This window comes from Nonomuraea rubra (genome assembly GCF_014207985.1).
GTDB classification, from domain to species: Bacteria; Actinomycetota; Actinomycetes; order Streptosporangiales; family Streptosporangiaceae; genus Nonomuraea; species Nonomuraea rubra.
The window spans coordinates 6,073,084-6,090,650 of sequence record NZ_JACHMI010000001.1 but is presented as its reverse complement, the minus strand read 5'-3'; the positions used below and the strand labels follow the sequence as shown (position 1 = coordinate 6,090,650).

The window sequence follows — 17,567 nt, the reverse complement described above, 5'->3', positions numbered from 1 at the left end:
GCCGGGCGCCTCGACCAGGCCCTTGACCTGTCCACCTCCCTGGCCGCCCGATGCCGCGCCGTGGCCGAGGACGGCGTCAGGTTCGCGCTCACGCACAGCGGCCGGGCCGTGGGCCTGCTCGCGACGTGGGCGCTGGCCATGCTGGACCTGACCCAGGGACGTGATCAGGCCGCGCTCGACCGCCTCCAGGCGCGCCGCCGCGGCTCGTCCCACTTCTCCACCAGGATCGTCGCCGACGAGGTACCCGGTCTCGATCTCGCCAGCCGCTGGTGAGCGGGCACCGCCAATTGATGTAGCCTGCAGCTTAATGATCAGCTATGAGCTCGGCGTCGAGGACCTCGCCGACACCCGGTTCGCGATCTCACCCCTGTCCGAGACGGTCTTCAGCCTGCGGATCCTGCGTGAGCCGGGGCTGCACGCGGCACACCTGCCGTGGCGCAGGGAGGTGCTCGCGAAACTTGGCGCGGCCGAGGCGGAGCTGCTGGTGTCCCTGGTGGGCGAGAAGCTCGCCCTGCCGGACTTCCTGACCCCCAGGCCGGCGACGTTCGCGCCGGCGTTCGACGAAGAGCTGTCCCTCGTCCGGCAGGCGGCCCCGCAGCTGGTCCGCCGCGACCTGCCGGCCGCGCTCGTCTCCGGGCCGATCCCCGCCGACGACGAGGCCGCCGCCGCGTTCCGCGACGCGGCCTGCGAGCTGCTGCGCCGCTACTGGAAGCTGGCCGTCGAGCCGGTCTGGCCCCAGATGCGGCGGGTGCTGGAAGCCGACATGACCTACCGGGCGCGCCGGCTGGCCCTGGGCGGCGCCCGCCTGCTGTTCGCCGACATGCACCCGAACCTGCGCTGGCAGGACGGGGTGCTGTACATCTCCAAGATGATCGGCCACCACCACGTGGCCGCGGCCGGGCAGGGGCTGCTGCTGATGCCGTCGGTGTTCGCCCACAAGCCCGCCCCGCCGGTCAGCGCGGAGGAACCGCCGAGCCTCGTCTACCCCAGCCGCGCCGTGGCCACGCTGTGGACGCCGCCGCCGGCCCCGGACGCGACCGCGCTGACCGCCCTGCTCGGCGCGCCCCGCGCCCGGCTGCTCCACCTGCTGGCGGAGCCGCTGCCGACGGTCGAGCTCGCCCGCCGCCTGCGCGTCACTCCCAGCGCCGTCTCCCAGCACCTGCGGGTCCTGTACGGCACGGGCCTGGTCACCCGGGCCCGGGACGGCCGGCAGGTGCTGTACCGCCGCACCGAACTCGGCGACCGCCTCTCCGGCCCACCATGAAGCCCCGCGCTAAATCGTTTGGCCGTCCGCGCCCCAGGTTGTGAGCTGGAGACCTCACGATCACCGGACGAGGAGCGGGATGAAGACCAAGCGGCTCGGGCACAGCACGGTGGAGGTCACGGAACTGGGCTTCGGCGGCGGCCCGCTGGGCGGGCTGTTCACGCCGCTGCCCGACGAGGTGGCGGCCGAGGCGCTGGCCGCGGCCTGGGAGGGCGGGATCCGCTACTTCGACACCTCGCCGCACTACGGGATCGGGCACTCCGAGCGCCTGATCGGCGAGTTCCTGCGCCGGGTGCCGCGCGAGCAGTACGTGCTGTCCACCAAGGTCGGCAGGCTGCTGGTCGAACAGGAGGCGGCGGGCCGGACGGACGAGTTCTTCCAGGTGCCGGCGACCCACCGCCGGGTGTGGGACTTCTCCCGCGACGGCATCCGGCGCAGCGTCGAGGACTCCCTCACCCGCATGGGCGTCGACCGCTTCGACGTGCTCTTCCTGCACGACGCCGAGGAACACTTCGAGGCCGCCCTGCGCGACGGTTACCCCGCGCTCGCGGAACTGCGGGCCGAGGGCGTGGTCGGCGCCATCGGGGCGGGCATGTACGACACCGGCCTGCTCACCCGGCTCGTGCGGGAGAGCGACGTCGACGCCGTCATGTTGTCCGGCTACTACACCCTGCTGCAGCACTCGGCCCTCGACGACCTGCTGCCCGCCTGTGCCGAACGGGGCGTCTCGGTGCTGGCGGCCTCCGTCTTCAACTCCGGCGTCCTGGCCGCGCCGCGCCCCGCCCCGGACGCGCGCTTCGAGTACCGGCCCGCCTCCGGGGAGGTGCTGGAACGCGTGCACCGCATCGCCGACGTCTGCGAGGCCCACGGCGTGACGCTGCCCGAGGCCGCGATGGCCTTCCCCCTGCGGCATCCGGCGGTCGCGGGGGTCGTGGTCGGCATGCGTTCGGCCGAGGAGGTACGGCGCAACCTGGCCGCGTTCGCCAGGCACGTGCCGGAGGGGCTGTGGGGCGACCTGGCGGCAGCGGGGCTCCTCGACGAGCGGGCATCGCAACCGACCCCCTGAGCCCCCGCCGCTGTCCCGTCACCCGTGGAGCCCGTTGACCTCCGTCAGGCGGCGGGTCAGGTAGCGGCGCTCCGGCTCGGACGGGGTCAGGCCGAGCGCCTGCCGGTAGGCCTCGGCCGCCTCCTGCCGGCGCCCGAGCCGGCGCAGCAGGTCGGCGCGGGTGGCGGGCAGCAGGTGGTAGTCGCGTAGCGCCTGGTGCCCGGCCAGCCGCTCCACCAGGTGCAGCCCGGCCTGCGGGCCGTGGGCCATGGCGACGGCCACCGCCCGGTTCAGCTGCACCACGGGGGTGGGCAGCAGGCGGGCCAGGCGGTCGTACAGGGCGGCGATCTGCGGCCAGTCGGTGGCGGCCGCGTCGGGGGCGGTCGCGTGGCAGGCGGCGATGGCGGCCTGCACCTGGTACGGCCCTGCGGCCTTGCGTGACAGCGCCCGTTCGAGCACCCGTACGCCCTCGTCGATCGCGGCGCGGTCCCAGCGCGCCCGATCCTGCTCCTCCAGCGGGACGAGCGTGCCGTCGGGGCCGGTCCTGGCGGCGTGGCGGGCCTCGTGCAGCAGCATGAGCGCCAGCAGCCCGCCGGTCTCCGGCTCGCCCGGCAGCATGGCCGCCAGCAGCCGGGCCAGGCGGATCGCCTCGGCCCGCAGCCCGTCGCCGCCGTCGTACCCCTGGTTGAACAGCAGGTACAGCACGGCCAGCACGGCACGCAGGCGTCCGGGCAGCTCGTGCGGCGGCGGCACGGCGAACGGGATGCGCTCCTGGCGGATGCGGCGCTTGGCACGGACGAGACGCTGCGACATGGTCTGCTCCGGCACCAGGAAGGCCCGGCCGATCTCGGCGGTGCTCAGCCCGGCCAGCGTACGCAGCGTGAGGGCGACCCGTGCCTGCGGCGCCAGCGCCGGATGGCAGCAGGCGAACATCAGCCGCAGCCGGTCGTCGGGAAAGCCGTCCACCGGCTCCGGCTCCCCGGCGGGCAGCCGGGCCAGCTCGCGCAGCTTGGCCTCACCGGTGGCGGCGCGGCGCATTCGCGGCGGAAGACGGGCTCGAGGTCGATCATGGTTCCAGGACGGGCCGGACCTCGATCGATCCGTACCGTGCCACGGGGTGGGCGGCGGCGATCGCGACGGCCTCGTCGAGGTCGGCGGCCTCGATCAGGCTGAACCCGCCGATCTGGTCCTTATTTCCTCGCCCCAGCCGCCGCACCCGTGGCGGGCGATCTCGTCGGGCACGTCGGATTCGTCCAGCCCGATCATGAGCAGGTACTTCATGGGAGCCGAGGATAGCCAGCGGGTCCGACCGTTCCCGGGCGAAAATGTCGGTGAGGGACCTGACGAGGGGAGCTTCCTGGTGAAACCCGTGTACGCGGCCGCCGCCGTGCACGTGCCCGCGCCGCCCGAGCAGGTGTTCGCGGTGATGACCGACTGGCCCAGGCATCAGGAGTGGATGCTCCTGACCCACGCCCGGCGGGTGGGCGAGGACGGGCTGGAGGCGTACACGGGGGTGTGGCCGTTCGGCATCCTCGACACGATGACGATCACCCACTGGGAGCCGCCGGTGCTGGTGCGCGTCACGCACACCGGCCGCTTCGTGCGCGGGCGCGGGGCGTTCAGCGTCCGGCCGCAGCGGGGCGGCAGCCGGGTGATCTGGGCCGAGGAGCTGGACCTGCCGTTCGGCGCGCTGGGCAGGGCCGCGTGGCCGCTGGCCCAGCCGTTCGCGGCCGCGCTGGTCCGCCTCTGCCTGCGCCGGCTCGCCAGACTCGTCGCGCCCGCCTGAATCCCCGAACCTGGAGGGCTTCCTGCCCCGACCGTGAACCTGAACGGCCCGCCGTCCGACTGTGCAGGGTGACGGGAGGACGAGATGACCGATGAGGTGCTGGTGGTCCGCGCCCAGCTGGGCGAGCGGGCGGCACTGGCCGAGCTGGTGGCCCGCTGGCGGGTGCCGGTGTGGACGTACGTGCGGCGCATGCTGGACGCCGAGCGGGCCGACGACGTGAGCCAGGAGATCTGGCTGGCGGTGGTGCGCGGCCTGCCGCGGCTGCGGGAGCCGGGACGGTTCGCGCCCTGGCTGTTCACCATCGCGCGCCGCTCGGTCACCGACCGGCTGCGCGGCCAGTACGCCCGCGAGCCCGAGACGCTCACGGCCGGCGAGGCCACCGCCGAGGACCCGGTGGAGGCCATGGTGGATCGCGCCGGGCTGATCAGCGCCCTGGCGCGGCTGCCGCTCCTGGAGCGGGAGGTGCTCGTCCTGCACTACCTGGAGGACCTTTCGGTGGAGGACTGCGCGCAGGTCTGCCAGGTCCCGGCCGGGACGGTCAAGTCGCGGCTCAGCCGGGCCCGCCGGCTGCTGCGGGCGCATCTGGAGGAGGGAGACCGGTCATGAACGAACGCGAGGAGCCGCGCCTGTCCGCGCGGGAGATGGTCGAGCGGCTGGAGCCGTCGCTGGGGATCGGCCGGCGGGTGCGGGCGGTGGCGGCGCTGGTGGCCGGGGTGGCGGGGGCGTTGTTCGTGGTGGCGCTGTGGTGGAGCGAGCCGGGTCCGCTGCCCGGCCGTACGCAGGTGGCCTTCGGGATGTTCACCGCGTTCTGCCTGGTCTGGGCCTGTTACGGGGGCTGGCTGGTGCGGCGGCGGGTGCCGCTGTTCGCCACGGACCGGGTGATCGCCGCCTGGATCGGCCTGGCCGCCTCCGCCGCCACCACCGTCCTGGCGGTCGTGGCCGCCGTCCAGCGCGGCGCCGCCGTTCCCTGGCCGGTTCTGGCGGTCGGCGGGTTGTTCGTCGCGGCGGCGCTGGCGCTGGTCGTCCGCGCCCACGGCCGGCGGGCGGCGCTGCTGCGGCGGCTGCGCGAGCTGGGCGGCGAGCGGGAACGGTGACGGCGAGAGGGCCGGCACACAAGGGTCAGCCCACGGGCGCGGGCAGGTCGCGGCCCGTGTGGCGGCGGGCGACGGCCGAGGCGAACGCCGAGATCACCGGATGCGGCCGCCGCCCGTCCCCGGCCAACTCGGGCTGGAACAACGTGCCCAGGAAGAACGGATGCCCGGGCAGCTCGGCCACCCGCGCCGTCCCGTCGTCGGCGTGCCCGGAGAACACCATCCCGTGCCCGGCCAGCGTCTGCTTGTAGTCCTCGTTGAACCCGTAGGAGCAGACGTAGGACTCCATCGTCGACGGCGCCCCGACGATCTGCTCGATCCGCGTGCCGGCCACCAGCCGCACCCGCCCCTCGTGCCCGGCCAGCGAGCACGCCAGCGGCGTCAGCAGGAGACCGTCCGCGCCGGGCTCGTTCTCGGCGTGCGCGACGGGCAGCCCGCACACGTTCCTGGCGAACTCCAGCAGCATGTGCTGGAACCCCGCGCACGTGCCCAGGAACGGGATCTCCCGCTCCCGCGCCACCCGCACGGCCTCCACCGCGCCGGCCTCGTCCCGGTACGGGCTGCCGGGCACCAGCCAGATCCCGTCGAACCCGGCCACCCCGCTCACGTCGTCGGTGGGCATCCAGTACGCGTCCAGCACGATCCCGTCCCGCTCGCGCAGCGCCTCCATCAGCAGCGGGATCCGGGCGTGGGAACGGACACCGGGGGAGCGATCCCCCACAAGAGCGATTCTCATGGCACCATCGTGACCGGCGCCCCCCGTTAAGCGCCAACGATGATTCCTGCTCACCAGATAAGCAACGCTGATGGACCCGCACCTGCTGACCACGTTCGTGACCGTCGCCCGGCACGGCTCGTTCTCCGCCGCGGCCGCCGAGCTCGGCTACACCCAGTCGGCGATCTCCCAGCAGATCGCCGCCCTCGAGGCCGACCTGGGGCTGCCGCTGCTGCGCCGCCGCCCGGTCGAGCCCACCGCGGCGGGGCGGCGGCTGCTGGAGCACGCCGAGCCGCTGCTGCTGCGCCTGCGCGCCGCCCGCGCCGACGTGCTGCGCACCGCTGCCGAGCCCCGCCACCTGCTGCGCCTGGCCGCCACCCCGCTGGCCGTCAACCCGGCCGTGGCCGCCCGCCTGGCCGGGGCCGGCGCCCGCCTGCCGCGCCTGGAGGTGGCCCTGCGCACCTGCCGGCCCGACCGGCTGGCGGCCCTGGTCGCCGAGGGCCACGCCGACCTGGGCCTGGCCGGCGGGATCGCCGCCCCGAGCGACCCGCTGCGGCTGCCCGACGCCGGCCCCATGACGACGGCGGGCGTGACGGAGGAGAGCCTGGTCGTGGTGCTGCCGCCCGGCCATCCCCTGGCGGGGCGGGCGTCGCTGCGGCTGGCGGACCTGGTCGACGCCCGCTGGCTGCAGACCCCGCTGTGCCCGCTGGCCCGGCTGCGGGACCTGGTGGGCGACGGGTTCGCGGCGGGCCTGGAGTACGAGGGGGACGACGTGCACACCGTCCTCACCCTGGCGGCGGCCGGCCACGGCCTGACCCTCCTGCCCGCCTCGGCCGTGCCCGCCGGCGGCGGGGTGCACGCGGTGCCGGTGGCGGCGCCCCGGCTGGTGCACCGGGTGGAGCTGCTGCACGCCGCCCTGCCCCCGGGCGCGGCCGCCGACCTGGCCGCCGCCCTCACCGGCTGACCGCAGGAAAAGCCTGGAGCGTTACATAAAAGACTGATCTATGTAGATATCTTTCATTCGCGCCGTCGCGTTGGTTGACTACTTTCACCTCTGCTTCCCCTCAACCCCCCGGAGGGAACAGCTCGTGAAAATCATCACTCGCTTATCGGCCACCGTCGTGGCGGCCTGCCTGGCCCTGCTCGGGCCCGTCACCCCCGCGGCGGCCGCGACCATCACGGTCGACAACGCCACCGCCGGGCAGTTCATCGCCAGTGCCGGCTGGGGCACCTCGGCCTGGTCCGCGCAACGGTACGGCGCCGACTACCGGTTCGCGACCCCCGACACCACCGCCAGCGACGTCGCCTGGTTCAAGGCGTCGATCCCCGCGGCCGGCCCCCACCTCGTCGAGATCTGGTATCCGGCCGACCCCGGCTACAACAGCGCCGCCCCGTTCATGGTCGCCACCGCCGACGGGACCCGCAGCGTCCTCGTCGACCAGCGCGCCAACGGCGGCCGCTGGGTCAGCCTCGGCACGTTCACCCTGGCCGCGGGCGACTACAACGTCGTCGGCGTCAGCCGCTGGACCAGCCAGCCCGGCTACGTCGTCGCCGACGCCGTCCGGATCACCACCTCCACCGGAACCCCGTCCTTCTCCCTGCCCCTGCCGCGCACCGCACTGCCGCGCAGCGAGTACGACGACCCCCACCACGACTACCCCGCGATCGACCTCCCGGTCGGCACCGGCACCCCCGCGTACGCGGTGCGCGCCGGCACGGTGACGGTCATCGACGACAGCCTGTGCGGCCGCGGCATCAACCTGACCGGGACCGACGGCGCCATCTACACCTACTGCCACTTCTCCTCGTGGTCGGTCTCCAACGGCGCGTCGGTCGGCGCCGGGCAGCAGATCGGGCTGACCGGCAACACCGGCAACTCGACCGGCCCGCACCTGCACTTCGGCATCCGCACCGGCAGCACCCGCCGCTGCCCGCAGAACTTCCTGCTGGCCCTCTACGACGGCGTCACGCCGCCGGCGGCGAGCAGCCTGCCCACCACGGGCTGCTCCTACGCCACCCGCTCGGCGGAGCCTGTCATCCCGCTCGGCTGAGACCCGGCGGCCCGGCCGGGCAGGGCTTTCAGGCGTGCCAGTCGCCTGCCCCGCCCGGCACGGGCGCGTCCGGGTCGTAGGGCGTGCGGGTGAAGATGAAGGTGTTGAGGTCGAGATGGTCGGCCGCCACGCGCAGCGTCTCCCCGGCGTAGTAGCCGTCCAGCCCCAGCCACGTCCCGTCGTCCTGCGGCACGAACCGCGAGGCCCGCCCGGCCCCGCCGACCGGCTCCAGCGACAGCCCCCGCTCGGGCAGCAGCCGCAGCGTGTACGCCTTGGGCCCCCAGTGCCACAGCCCGGTCAGCGCGAGCAGGGCCGGGTCGGCGGCGGCGGGCCGCCACTCGTCGGGCAGGCGCGGCTCGTACCGGTCGAGCAGGTCGAGCAGATCGGGCAGCAGGGTGCCGCTCATGCCGCTGGTGGTGTTGGCCAGGAACAGCGCCCCGACGCCGTCGGCGGCGTCGGTCCACACGGTGGCCAGGAAGCCGGGCATCGAGCCGGTGTGCCCGGCCAGGCGGCGCCCGCCGATCCTGGCCAGTTGCAGCCCCAGGCCGAAGCCGCCGGTCCAGGCGTCGCCGTCGTCGACGCCGATCGGCTCGCGCATCTCGGCGAGAGTGCCGGGGCAGAGCACGCCGCGGGTCTCGCCGCCCAGGAACGCCGCCCAGCGGGCCAGGTCGTGGGCGGTGGACCACAGCTGCCCGGCCGGGCTCATGGCGTCGGCGTCGTGCTCGGGCTCGGCCTGCACCACGTCGGCCCACGGGTGCACGGCGTAGCCGGTGGCGTGCGGGGCGCGGGGGCGGGGGGTGGTGGCGTTCATGCCGAGCGGGTCGAGCACCTCGGCGCGCAGCGCCTTGAGCCAGGTGGTGCCGCGCAGGCGGGCCACCAGCTCGCCGAGGACGGCGAAGCCGACGTTGGAGTAGTGGAAGCGCCGCCCTGGCCGGTGCTTGAGCTCGCCGGGCCCGAGGCGTTCCAGCAGGTCGGCGGCGGGGATGCCGGGGGTGCGTTCCCACCAGGCGGTGGGCGGTTCTGCGGTCAGGCCGGCGGTGTGCGACAGCAGCTGGGCGATGGTCAGGTGGCCCAGCCGGGTGTCCGGCAGGTGCCGTTCGAGCGGGTCGGTCAGGTCGAGGGCGCCCTCGTCGCGCAGCCGCATCACCACCACCGCGACCATGCTCTTGGTGATCGAGCCGATGCGGTACTGCGTGGCGGCCGTCGGCGCGGCGCCGTCCACGCTGCCGCGCCCGGCGAACCACGCCAGCCGCCCGTCGCGGACGATCGCCGCCGCCAGCGACGGGATCCTGCATTCGGCCTGCTCGACGGCGAGCCTGCGCAGCAGTGCGCGCGCCGCCTCATGTCCCACCTGCGTCATGGGCGACAAGAATAACGTTCAGATCGGGATCAGCCGCGGCCCGATGAGCTCGCCCTGGTGGGGCTGGGGGTGGGCCTGGTCGTGGAAGTAGTGGCCGGCGTACCAGACGACGACGTTGGCGCCGTTGATGTTCTCGCCGTCGAGGAAGCGGTTGATCGCGGCGCGGTTGCGCGGGCCGGGGTTGCCGTCGTCCAGCTCGCGCGGGTGGTGGCGCAGGAACCACAGGTCGGACACGCCGTAGGCGTCGGCGGTGCCGTCGAACGGGCCGGGATGGATCTGCAGGCCGCGGCCGGAGGCCTTGTCGCGCACCTGCCAGTAGCGGGCGGGCGGGCGGCGGCGCCGGGAGGTCTCGCGGATGATCGCGACCGGTTCGGGGATGAGGGAGCCGGTGTCGTCGATCTGCTCGACGACGTCGTTGCCGGCGCCCTCGATGTCGAAGTCGAGCCGCCAGTAACAGTGGTGGCGGTGCACCAGGCACGTCATCGGGTTGCGGGTGGCGGCGAACCCGAAGCGCGGCAGGATCTCGCCGTCGTCGGCCAGCCGCCAGTCGCTGGCGTAGCGGTACCAGCCGGCTTCCAGCTCGCTGACGATGCGCAGCCGCTCGCCGTCGTGGTGGAAGGCGACGCCCTGGAAGTTGCCGGCGTCGGTGGACGGGCGTTCCAGGATCGTGCGGGGCGGGCGGGTGCACAGCCGCCAGCCCCAGCCGACGGGGTCGCTGCCGGTGGCGCTGAAGCGGGTCTCGAGGTTGACGTCGTCGCGGAAGGTGGTGCCCTCGTCGTACTCGACGTTGAGGATGGGCACGTGCGCCTGCCGCAGCACGAGCCGGCCGCGGTAGCGGACCTGGCGCAGCTCCACGCCGCCGCCCAGGCCGGGGCTGCGGGGGGCCGAGGCGCGCGGGCGGGCCACCAGCAGGTTCCACAGCTCGGTGCCGCCGCGGTGGACGCGTACCCGGACCTGGTCGGGGCCGCCGCGGTCGGCCAGCGCGTCCACGCCGACCGGGACGCCGTCCTCGCAGTCGTGGTGCATGCGCACGTTGATGCCGGCGGGCGTCCAGTCGACCGAGCGGGCGGCCAGGTCGACGGCCACGATGCGGTGCCGCAGCCCGGTGGGCTCGCCCGGCGTGTACAGGCCGAGGGTGGGGCGGCGCACGGTGGTGCCGTCGGGGTTCTCTGCGTCGGCCAGGGGCGGCATGGGCCGGTAGACGACGACGTCGTCCCCGGCGGGGAAGCGGGGGTCGGCGCGCAGGATCGCCGCGGCGGCGACGAGCTCCTCGCGGCTGGGCGGCGGGCGGAAGGCGCTGGGCCGCAGCTCGGCGCGTTCGGGGCGGTCGAGGGTGCCGCGCAGCTCGACGGCGCGGTTGCCGACCGGGTCGAACACGGTGGCCTGGAACGGGGCGTTCTCTCCCGGGTCGTGGCCCAGCCCGGGGGCGAAGGCGACGGTGAGCCGCCCGGGGTCGGCGACCTCCAGCGCGGCCAGCGCCTCGGGGTGCTCGGCCACGGCCTGGCGCAGCCGCTGCTCGCTCAGCCCGGTGCGGGGGACGGCTTCGAGGGTGACGCGTACGTCGTCGGTCATGCCGGACTCCTTGTGCAGGGGGTCAGCGGGAGGGGGCGCGGTCGAAGGCGTCGAGGATGAGCCGGGTGGCGTCCAGCTCGCGGGCGGTGGTACCGAGCCGGGGCACTTCGATGGGGCCGGGCCAGGTGTGCCCGCCTCCGTCGATCGTGTACAGGCGCAGTGTGGTGCCGTCCGGGCAGGATTTCCAGTCACGCACCCGGATCCGCGCCGACAGGGGGGTGGTGGTGCGGCCGGTGCAGCCGAGCAGGTTCGCCCAGCCGGCCGCCGCCTGCTCGACGGGGTCGAGTACGACCAGGTCGGCGAGCGTGCGCAGCTCGCCGGTGGCGTCCTGGAAGGGGTGGCCGCCGCGGTAGGGGACGATGCGGTCGGCGGTGCCGTGGAAGGCCACGATGGTGGTCGGGGGCGGGCGCCGCTCGCAGGGGCGCACGATGTTGAGCCCGGCGACGGCGGCCACGCCGCTCAGGCGGCCGTCCAGCGCGCAGACGAGCGCGGTGGCCATCGCGGCGCCGTAGGACAGGCCGGCGGCGAACTCGCGCCGCTCGTCGACGCACAGGCCCTGCTCCAGGTGGCCGAGCAGGGCGGTCAGGAACGCGGTGTCGTCGGGTCCTGTGGTGTGCGGCAGCGTCCAGCCCATGCGGCCCTCGGCTGCCTGCGGGGTGGCCACGATGTAGCCGCGGCGCGAGCCCTCCTCGGGCAGGCGGCCGTAGGCGGACTGCTGGGCGGCGTTGGAGCCGAGGCCGTGCAGGTCGAGCAGGACGGGGTGGGGGCCGTCGCCGTCGGGCAGCGACAGCAGGAAGCGGCGTTCGAGCCCGCCGGAGCGCAGCCGGTGGGTGCCGGGCTCCAGGGGGCGCGCGGTGGCGCGGCAGCCGCTGGAGCCTGCCTGCGTGGCGGCGTCCTGCGGGATCGGCGGCGGGGGTGGCGCGCCGCCGCAGCGGACGGCCAGCAGCAGGGTGGCGAGCAGGAGGGTCGTACGTGTGGGCATCGCCGTCGTGCCTCCCGCCGCCGCCCGTGCCCGCCAGGAACGCCCGCGGGCAGTGCCTACTGGCAGTGTGCTGGACGGCGGGGCCGTGCGCGAGTCCCCGTGCCGCAAGAGCGGGGCGCGGGCCGATGCGGCCCGCGCCCCGCTCTTGCGGCGGCCCTCAGCGGCGGGCGCGGGTCTTGCGCCAGGTGAAGCCGCCGGGAAGGTTCACCGACACCGTACGGCGGCCGTCGGCGCCGCGCGTCACCCGGAACAGCCGGTTGCCCCAGCTGTGGCCGACGCCGCGGTTGGACAGGTTCAGCCGGAACGGACCGATCTTGATCGACTTCCGGTAGCTCAAGCCCATATCGCTTCCTCCGTTGAATGTCGCGGAAAGCTCCCGACTACCCGAACATGGCGCGATATATCGGGTTGATTAAAGCCGCCGTAACGGCCGTGCCGCCGTGCGGTGACGACGTCAGCAGACGTCGATGTACCAGACCGGGTCCCAGGGACGCGACGCCTCCATCACCGAACACCGTCAGGACGGAAGCGCCCCTCAGCTCCCCGCCGGCGGCGGCCCTTCCTGCGGAGGTTCCCAGTACACCTCGACCCGATAGCCGTCCGGATCGAGACACTTGAAGCTGGCCAGCCCCGGCTCGTCCCACTCCTCCACGATCTCGACCCCGTCGCCCCGCACCCGCTCCAGCAGCTCCCCGACCTCGCCCCGGCTGTCGCGGGCGAACCCGAAGTGCAGGAACTCCGGCACCTGCCCGTGCTCCGGATCGGGGTGGAGTGCCAGGTCGAACCCGTCGGCGCTCCGGATGATCAGCGTCCCGTCCGGGTACTCCGTGGCCACCCCTTCGGCGAAGCCGAAGTACTTCTCGTAGAAGGCGCGCGACAGCTCCCGATCCCGTACCGGAAGCCCCAGATGCCTGAACCTCATGCCTTCACGCTAGCGAACCGGCGGGGCCCGCTCTGCCCGGTGATCGACAGCCGCGGGTGGTTCCTGCTCTAATCTGGCCCGTGACGGAGGGGAGGCTCGGGGTGGCGCAGGTTCAGGACGGTCCGGCAGCCGCGATCTTGGACGCCGTACTCGAACGTGTCACCTACGCCAATGAGGAGACGGGCTACACGATCGCCCGCGTCGCCACCGAACGCTCCGGCGCCGACCTGCTGACCGTCGTCGGCCCCCTGCTCGGCGCGCAGGTCGGCGAGTCGCTGCGGCTGCGCGGCCGCTGGACGTCGCATCCGCGTTACGGCCGCCAGTTCGAGGTGTGGTCCTACAGCACCGTGCTGCCGGCCACCGTGCAGGGCATCCGCCGCTATCTCGGCTCGGGCCTGATCAAGGGCATCGGCCCCAAGATGGCCGAGCGCATCGTCGACCACTTCGGCACCGGCACCCTGGACGTCATCGAGCAGCAGCCCGAGCGCCTGGTCGAGGTGCCCGGGCTGGGCCCCAAGCGGACGAAGATGATCGCCGCCGCCTGGGAGGAACAGAAGATCATCAAAGAGGTGATGATCTTCCTGCAGGGGGTCGGCGTGTCCACCTCCATCGCGGTGCGCATCTTCAAGCAGTACGGCGACACCTCCATCTCCGTCGTCAAGAGCCAGCCGTACAAGCTGGCCGACGACGTGTGGGGCATCGGCTTCAAGACCGCCGACACCATCGCCCAGGCCGTCGGCATCCCGCACGACAGCCCGGAACGCGTCAAAGCCGGCCTGCGCTACACGCTGTCGCAGGCCGCCGACGACGGCCACTGCTACCTGCCCGCTCCCAACCTGGTCGCCGACGCCGTCAAGATCCTCGACGTGCCCGCCCCGCTCGTCACCGGCTGCCTGGAGGAGCTCGTCGCCGAGGAGGGCGTCGTGCGGGAGACGATCCCGGCCGGCGAGAACGACGTCCCGGCCGTCTACCTGCCGCCCTTCCACCGTGCCGAGACCGCCCTGGCCGGCGGGCTGCTCACGCTGCTGCGGGGCGGCCACGACCGGCTCAAGGCCTTCGCCGACGTCGACTGGGAACGCGCCGAGACCTGGCTGCACGGCCAGACCGGCGCCGAGCTGGCCACCGAGCAGCGCCAGGCCGTCCGCCTGGCCCTCACCGAGAAGGTCTCCGTCCTGACCGGCGGGCCGGGCTGCGGCAAGAGCTTCACCGTGCGCTCCATCGTGCTGCTGGCCCGCGCCAAGCGCGCCCGGGTCATCCTGGCCGCGCCCACCGGGCGCGCGGCCAAGCGCCTGGCCGAGCTGACCGGCCACGAGGCGACCACGGTGCACCGGCTGCTGCAGCTGCGTCCCGGCGGCGAGGCCACCTTCGACCGCGACAACCCGCTGGACGCCGACCTGGTCGTCGTGGACGAGGCGTCCATGCTGGACCTGTTGCTGGCCAACAAGCTGGTCAAGGCGGTGGCCCCGGGCGCGCACCTGTTGTTCGTGGGGGATGTGGACCAGCTGCCGTCCGTGGGCGCCGGCGAGGTGCTCAAGGATCTCCTGGCCGCCGAGGACATTCCGCGGGTGCGGCTGACGCAGATCTTCCGCCAGGCGCAGGAGTCGGGCGTCGTCGTCAACGCCCACCGCGTCAACACCGGCCGTCATCCCGTCCTGGAGGGCATGAAGGACTTCTTCCTGTTCCCCTGCGAGGAGCCCGAGGAGATCGCCGAGCTGACCGTGGACGTCGTCGCCCGCCGCATCCCGCGCCGTTTCCGGCTCGACCCGCGCCGCGACGTCCAGGTGCTGGCGCCCATGCACCGCGGCGCCGCCGGCGCCGGCGCGCTCAACATCGCCCTTCAGGAGGCGCTGACCCCGGCCCGCGAGGGCATGCCGGAGCGGCGGTACGGCGGGCGCGTCTTCCGCGTCGGCGACAAGGTCACCCAGCTGCGCAACAACTACGACAAGGGCGCGGCCGGGGTGTTCAACGGCACCGTCGGCATCGTCACCGACATCCGTCCCGACGAGCACAAGCTCACGGTCCTGACCGACGAGGACGAGGCGGTCGAGTACGCCTTCGACGAGCTGGACGAGCTCGCCCACGCCTACGCCGTGTCCATCCACCGCTCGCAGGGCAGCGAGTACCCGGCCGTGGTCATCCCGCTGGCCACCAGCGCCTGGATGATGCTGCAGCGCAACCTGCTCTACACCGCCATCACGCGGGCCAAGAAGCTCGTGGTGATCGTGGGCTCGCGCCGCGCGCTGGCGCAGGCCGTCCGCACCAAGGGGGCGGGCCGCCGCCACACCGGCCTGACGCACCGCCTGACCACCCGCTGACCAGGCCAGTCGCCGGCCGCCACCCACTTCGCTCAGAAGTGATTGAAATGTGATCGAACTCTCCCAAAGGATTCCGCGTCTTACATGCGGGAGCATTAAAGTTTTTGGGGTGCCATTGTGGTGCCGTGGGGAGAGGACGAAGTTGAACGTTGCGCCCGTTCGGAGGAGATCCGCCACCGCGTTCGCGCTGCTCGCGGCGGCGGCGCTGACGGCCTCATGCTCCAGCGCCCCGGCCGCGCAGCCACCGGACGCCTCCCAGCCGAGCACCAGTGCCACCCCCCAGGCCCCCACCGTCAAGATCACCCCTGACGAGGGCGCGAGCAAGGTCAGCCCCGAGAAGAAGGTCGTCGTGGCCGCCGCCGGCGCCCCGCTCGACAACGTCACCGTCGAAGCCGACGGCGAGCAGCTCGAAGGCAAGTTCAACGCCGACAAGACCCGCTGGATCTCCAGGACCGCGCTGAAGCCGTCCACCAGCTACAACGTCTCGGCCACCGCCGGCGTCACCACCGCCACCAGCACGTTCACCACCGCCAAGCCCGAACGCGCGCTGCAGGTCGCCGACGTCACCCCCAACGCCAAGGGCGAGACCCTCGGCGTCGGCGCCCCCATCATCGTCACCTTCAACCAGCCCGTCACCAGCAAGGCGACCATCGAGCGCGCCCTGGAGATCGAGGCGGAAAAGCCCGTCGAGGGCGCCTGGCGCTGGATCAACGACACCGTCGTCATCTACCGCACCGCCAAGTACTGGCCGGCCCACCAGAAGGTCACCTTCAACGCCAACATCACCGGCATCAAGGGCGGCAAGGGCCTGTACGGGGTCAAGGACTACACCGCCAACCTCAAGATCGGCGCCAAGCAGATCAGCAAGATCGACACGCGCAAGAAGATGATGTACGTCTACAAGGACGGCAAGCGCGTCCAGACCATGCGCATCAGCGCCGGCATGGCCACCACCCGCGAATACACCACCACCTCGGGCGTCCACCTCACCATGGAACGTGGCAGCCCGGTCCGCATGATCTCCCCGGGCCGCAAGAAGGGCGACCCCGGCTACTACGACGTCATGATCGACCACGCCGTGCGCATCTCCAACTCCGGCGAGTACGTCCACGCCAAGAACAACGTCTGGGCGCAGGGCGTGCGCAACGTCAGCCACGGCTGCATCAACGCCCGCCCCGACCAGGCCAAGTGGTTCTACGACAACGTGCAGCGCGGCGACGTCGTCGACATCACCGGCACCGACCGGGAGCTGGAGTGGAACAACGGCTGGGGATACTGGCAGATGTCGTTCTCCCAGTGGAAGAAGGGCAGCGCCCTGAACAAGAGCAGCAAGTCGTGACCCGCGGCCCCGCCACCCCTGCCCGGCCCGTCACCATCCGGCCGGCCCGGGAGGAGGACGTGCCCGCCGTCCTGGCCATGTTCGACTCGGCCGTCACCTGGCTCACCGCCCAGGGCCGTACCGGCCAGTGGGGCACCCGGCCCTTCACCGGCGACGCCAAGCGCACCGAGCAGGTCACCTCCTGGCTGGCCGGCGGCGGCATGCGCATCGCCGAGCACGACGGCGAGCCCGCCGGCTGCATCTGCGTCGGCCCCGCCCACGACTACGTCACCCCGGCGGCCGAACCGGAGCTCTACGTGCAGGCCCTGGTCACCGGCCGCCGCCACGCCGGCCACGGCATCGGCCGCGCCCTGCTCGGCTGGGCCGCCGACGAAGCCGCCCGCCGCGGCGTGCGCCTGCTGCGCGTCGACTGCTACGCCGGCCACGACGGCCGCCTGGTGGCCTACTACGAAAGCTGCGGCTTCACCCGCGTCGCCCCCTTCACCGTGGGGGAGTGGCCAGGCATGCTCCTGCAACGCCGCCTGTGAGCGGGTGTCGCCGGACCAGACGATCAGCACGATGAGATGGAAGGGGGTCGTTGCCCGCATGGTTTCGGTAGTGCAGAACGTGGCGATCGACTGTGCGAACGCCTACGAGCTCGCCCGGTTCTGGAGCGAGGTCACCGGTTGCCCCATGCATCCCGAGGACAGGCCCGGGGATGACGAGACGCAGGTCCTGCTTCCGCAGGGACCGCTGCTGCACTTCAACCAGGTGCCGGAGCCCAAGACGGTCAAGAACCGGTTCCACCTGTGCCTGCGTCCGGAGACCTCGCGGGATGAGGAGGTCGGCCGCCTGCTGGGGCTGGGCGCCACCTTCGTCGCCGACCGCCGCAACACCGATGGCGCGGGCTGGGCCGTTCTCGCCGACCCCGAGGGTAACGAGTTCTGTGTCCTGCGCAGTGAGGCCGAGCGGGCCGCGACGACCCCCTGAGGCTGCGACCTGATCCTTTACGCATGTCATGGGCCTGCTGGCCGGCGCGGGCGGTGGCCGCCTCGACGGGGCCGTCCGGCGGGCTCGACCTCGCCGCCCACCGCGTCGTACAGGAAGCCCTCACCAACACGATCAAGCACGCGCCCGGGGCCGCCG

20 protein-coding genes are annotated in these 17,567 nt (G+C 73.3%); 12 read left to right on the top strand and 8 right to left on the bottom strand.

Annotation, left to right across the window (positions count from 1 at the left end; translation table 11 throughout):
- The first annotated feature begins 60 nt into the window (after nucleotides 1-60).
- The 3 genes from HD593_RS27645 to HD593_RS27635 all read left to right on the top strand — a co-directional run bounded on the left by HD593_RS27645 (nucleotide 61) and on the right by HD593_RS27635 (nucleotide 2,330).
- A complete protein-coding gene (locus HD593_RS27645) occupies nucleotides 61-273 on the top strand; it encodes a hypothetical protein (protein ID WP_185104979.1) in 213 nt (70 codons plus the stop codon).
- Nucleotides 274-307: 34 nt separating this feature from the next.
- Nucleotides 308-1,264 (top strand): ArsR/SmtB family transcription factor, encoded by a 957-nt coding sequence (locus HD593_RS27640; protein ID WP_185104978.1) that lies wholly within the window; start codon nucleotides 308-310, stop codon nucleotides 1,262-1,264.
- A gap of 79 nt (nucleotides 1,265-1,343) precedes the next feature.
- Nucleotides 1,344-2,330 (top strand): aldo/keto reductase, encoded by a 987-nt coding sequence (locus HD593_RS27635; protein ID WP_185104977.1) that lies wholly within the window; start codon nucleotides 1,344-1,346, stop codon nucleotides 2,328-2,330.
- A gap of 18 nt (nucleotides 2,331-2,348) precedes the next feature.
- Here HD593_RS27635 and HD593_RS27630 read toward each other — a convergent pair whose 3' ends face one another.
- Together HD593_RS27630 and HD593_RS61850 are read right to left on the bottom strand one after the other, a co-directional pair.
- Nucleotides 2,349-3,347 carry an RNA polymerase sigma factor gene (locus HD593_RS27630; protein WP_185104976.1) on the bottom strand — a complete coding sequence of 333 codons (999 nt, stop codon included), beginning with the start codon at nucleotides 3,345-3,347 and terminating at the stop codon, nucleotides 2,349-2,351.
- A 28-nt stretch (nucleotides 3,348-3,375) separates the two neighbouring features.
- Nucleotides 3,376-3,525 carry a YciI family protein gene (locus tag HD593_RS61850; RefSeq protein ID WP_312903760.1) on the bottom strand — a complete coding sequence of 50 codons (150 nt, stop codon included), beginning with the start codon at nucleotides 3,523-3,525 and terminating at the stop codon, nucleotides 3,376-3,378.
- 144 nt (nucleotides 3,526-3,669) lie between these two features.
- On the opposite strand from HD593_RS61850, the gene HD593_RS27620 reads away from it, so the two are divergent.
- From HD593_RS27620 to HD593_RS27610, 3 genes are all read left to right on the top strand, one after another.
- The gene (locus tag HD593_RS27620; protein WP_221526838.1) at nucleotides 3,670-4,095 is read left to right on the top strand and encodes an SRPBCC family protein; all 426 of its coding nucleotides are present in this window, start codon (nucleotides 3,670-3,672) and stop codon (nucleotides 4,093-4,095) included.
- An 84-nt stretch (nucleotides 4,096-4,179) separates the two neighbouring features.
- Nucleotides 4,180-4,701, top strand: coding sequence for an RNA polymerase sigma factor (locus HD593_RS27615; protein ID WP_185104974.1), 522 nt, complete (start codon nucleotides 4,180-4,182; stop codon nucleotides 4,699-4,701).
- The gene (locus HD593_RS27610; protein WP_185104973.1) at nucleotides 4,698-5,189 is read left to right on the top strand and encodes a hypothetical protein; all 492 of its coding nucleotides are present in this window, start codon (nucleotides 4,698-4,700) and stop codon (nucleotides 5,187-5,189) included. Before HD593_RS27615 ends, HD593_RS27610 begins: the two co-directional genes overlap by 4 nt.
- Before the next feature lie 25 nt (nucleotides 5,190-5,214).
- Here HD593_RS27610 and HD593_RS27605 read toward each other — a convergent pair whose 3' ends face one another.
- On the bottom strand, nucleotides 5,215-5,922 hold the full coding sequence (locus tag HD593_RS27605; protein WP_185104972.1) for a CTP synthase C-terminal region-related (seleno)protein: 708 nt from the start codon (nucleotides 5,920-5,922) through the stop codon (nucleotides 5,215-5,217).
- Between the two features lie 70 nt (nucleotides 5,923-5,992).
- Here HD593_RS27605 and HD593_RS27600 point away from each other — a divergent pair, with 70 nt between their 5' ends.
- Complete coding sequence (locus HD593_RS27600) at nucleotides 5,993-6,865, top strand: LysR family transcriptional regulator (protein ID WP_185104971.1); 873 nt, start codon at nucleotides 5,993-5,995, stop codon at nucleotides 6,863-6,865.
- Between the two features lie 124 nt (nucleotides 6,866-6,989).
- Nucleotides 6,990-7,952 (top strand): golvesin C-terminal-like domain-containing protein, encoded by a 963-nt coding sequence (locus tag HD593_RS27595; RefSeq protein ID WP_312903758.1) that lies wholly within the window; start codon nucleotides 6,990-6,992, stop codon nucleotides 7,950-7,952.
- A 28-nt stretch (nucleotides 7,953-7,980) separates the two neighbouring features.
- Here HD593_RS27595 and HD593_RS27590 read toward each other — a convergent pair whose 3' ends face one another.
- The 5 genes from HD593_RS27590 to HD593_RS27570 form a co-directional block, all read right to left on the bottom strand.
- Entirely contained in the window at nucleotides 7,981-9,312 is a 1,332-nt protein-coding gene (locus tag HD593_RS27590; RefSeq protein WP_185104970.1) for a serine hydrolase domain-containing protein, read from the bottom strand.
- 18 nt (nucleotides 9,313-9,330) lie between these two features.
- Nucleotides 9,331-10,884, bottom strand: a complete 1,554-nt coding sequence (locus HD593_RS27585; RefSeq protein WP_185104969.1) for a hypothetical protein — start codon at nucleotides 10,882-10,884, stop codon at nucleotides 9,331-9,333.
- A gap of 22 nt (nucleotides 10,885-10,906) precedes the next feature.
- Complete coding sequence (locus HD593_RS27580; RefSeq protein WP_185104968.1) at nucleotides 10,907-11,866, bottom strand: CE1 family esterase; 960 nt, start codon at nucleotides 11,864-11,866, stop codon at nucleotides 10,907-10,909.
- A gap of 157 nt (nucleotides 11,867-12,023) precedes the next feature.
- Nucleotides 12,024-12,209, bottom strand: coding sequence for a DUF4236 domain-containing protein (locus HD593_RS27575; protein WP_185104967.1), 186 nt, complete (start codon nucleotides 12,207-12,209; stop codon nucleotides 12,024-12,026).
- Between the two features lie 192 nt (nucleotides 12,210-12,401).
- Nucleotides 12,402-12,788 carry a VOC family protein gene (locus tag HD593_RS27570; protein WP_185104966.1) on the bottom strand — a complete coding sequence of 129 codons (387 nt, stop codon included), beginning with the start codon at nucleotides 12,786-12,788 and terminating at the stop codon, nucleotides 12,402-12,404.
- Nucleotides 12,789-12,868: 80 nt separating this feature from the next.
- On the opposite strand from HD593_RS27570, the gene recD2 reads away from it, so the two are divergent.
- The 4 genes from recD2 to HD593_RS27550 all read left to right on the top strand — a co-directional run bounded on the left by recD2 (nucleotide 12,869) and on the right by HD593_RS27550 (nucleotide 17,411).
- Nucleotides 12,869-15,103, top strand: coding sequence for an SF1B family DNA helicase RecD2 (recD2, locus tag HD593_RS27565; RefSeq protein ID WP_312903756.1), 2,235 nt, complete (start codon nucleotides 12,869-12,871; stop codon nucleotides 15,101-15,103).
- 142 nt (nucleotides 15,104-15,245) lie between these two features.
- Nucleotides 15,246-16,442: a L,D-transpeptidase gene (locus tag HD593_RS27560; protein ID WP_185104965.1), complete on the top strand. Its 1,197-nt coding sequence runs from the start codon at nucleotides 15,246-15,248 to the stop codon at nucleotides 16,440-16,442.
- The gene (locus tag HD593_RS27555; RefSeq protein WP_312903754.1) at nucleotides 16,439-16,969 is read left to right on the top strand and encodes a GNAT family N-acetyltransferase; all 531 of its coding nucleotides are present in this window, start codon (nucleotides 16,439-16,441) and stop codon (nucleotides 16,967-16,969) included. The genes HD593_RS27560 and HD593_RS27555 overlap by 4 nt, the downstream gene beginning before the upstream one ends.
- A 58-nt stretch (nucleotides 16,970-17,027) precedes the next feature.
- The gene (locus HD593_RS27550) at nucleotides 17,028-17,411 is read left to right on the top strand and encodes a VOC family protein (RefSeq protein WP_185104964.1); all 384 of its coding nucleotides are present in this window, start codon (nucleotides 17,028-17,030) and stop codon (nucleotides 17,409-17,411) included.
- The last annotated feature ends 156 nt before the right edge of the window (nucleotides 17,412-17,567 follow it).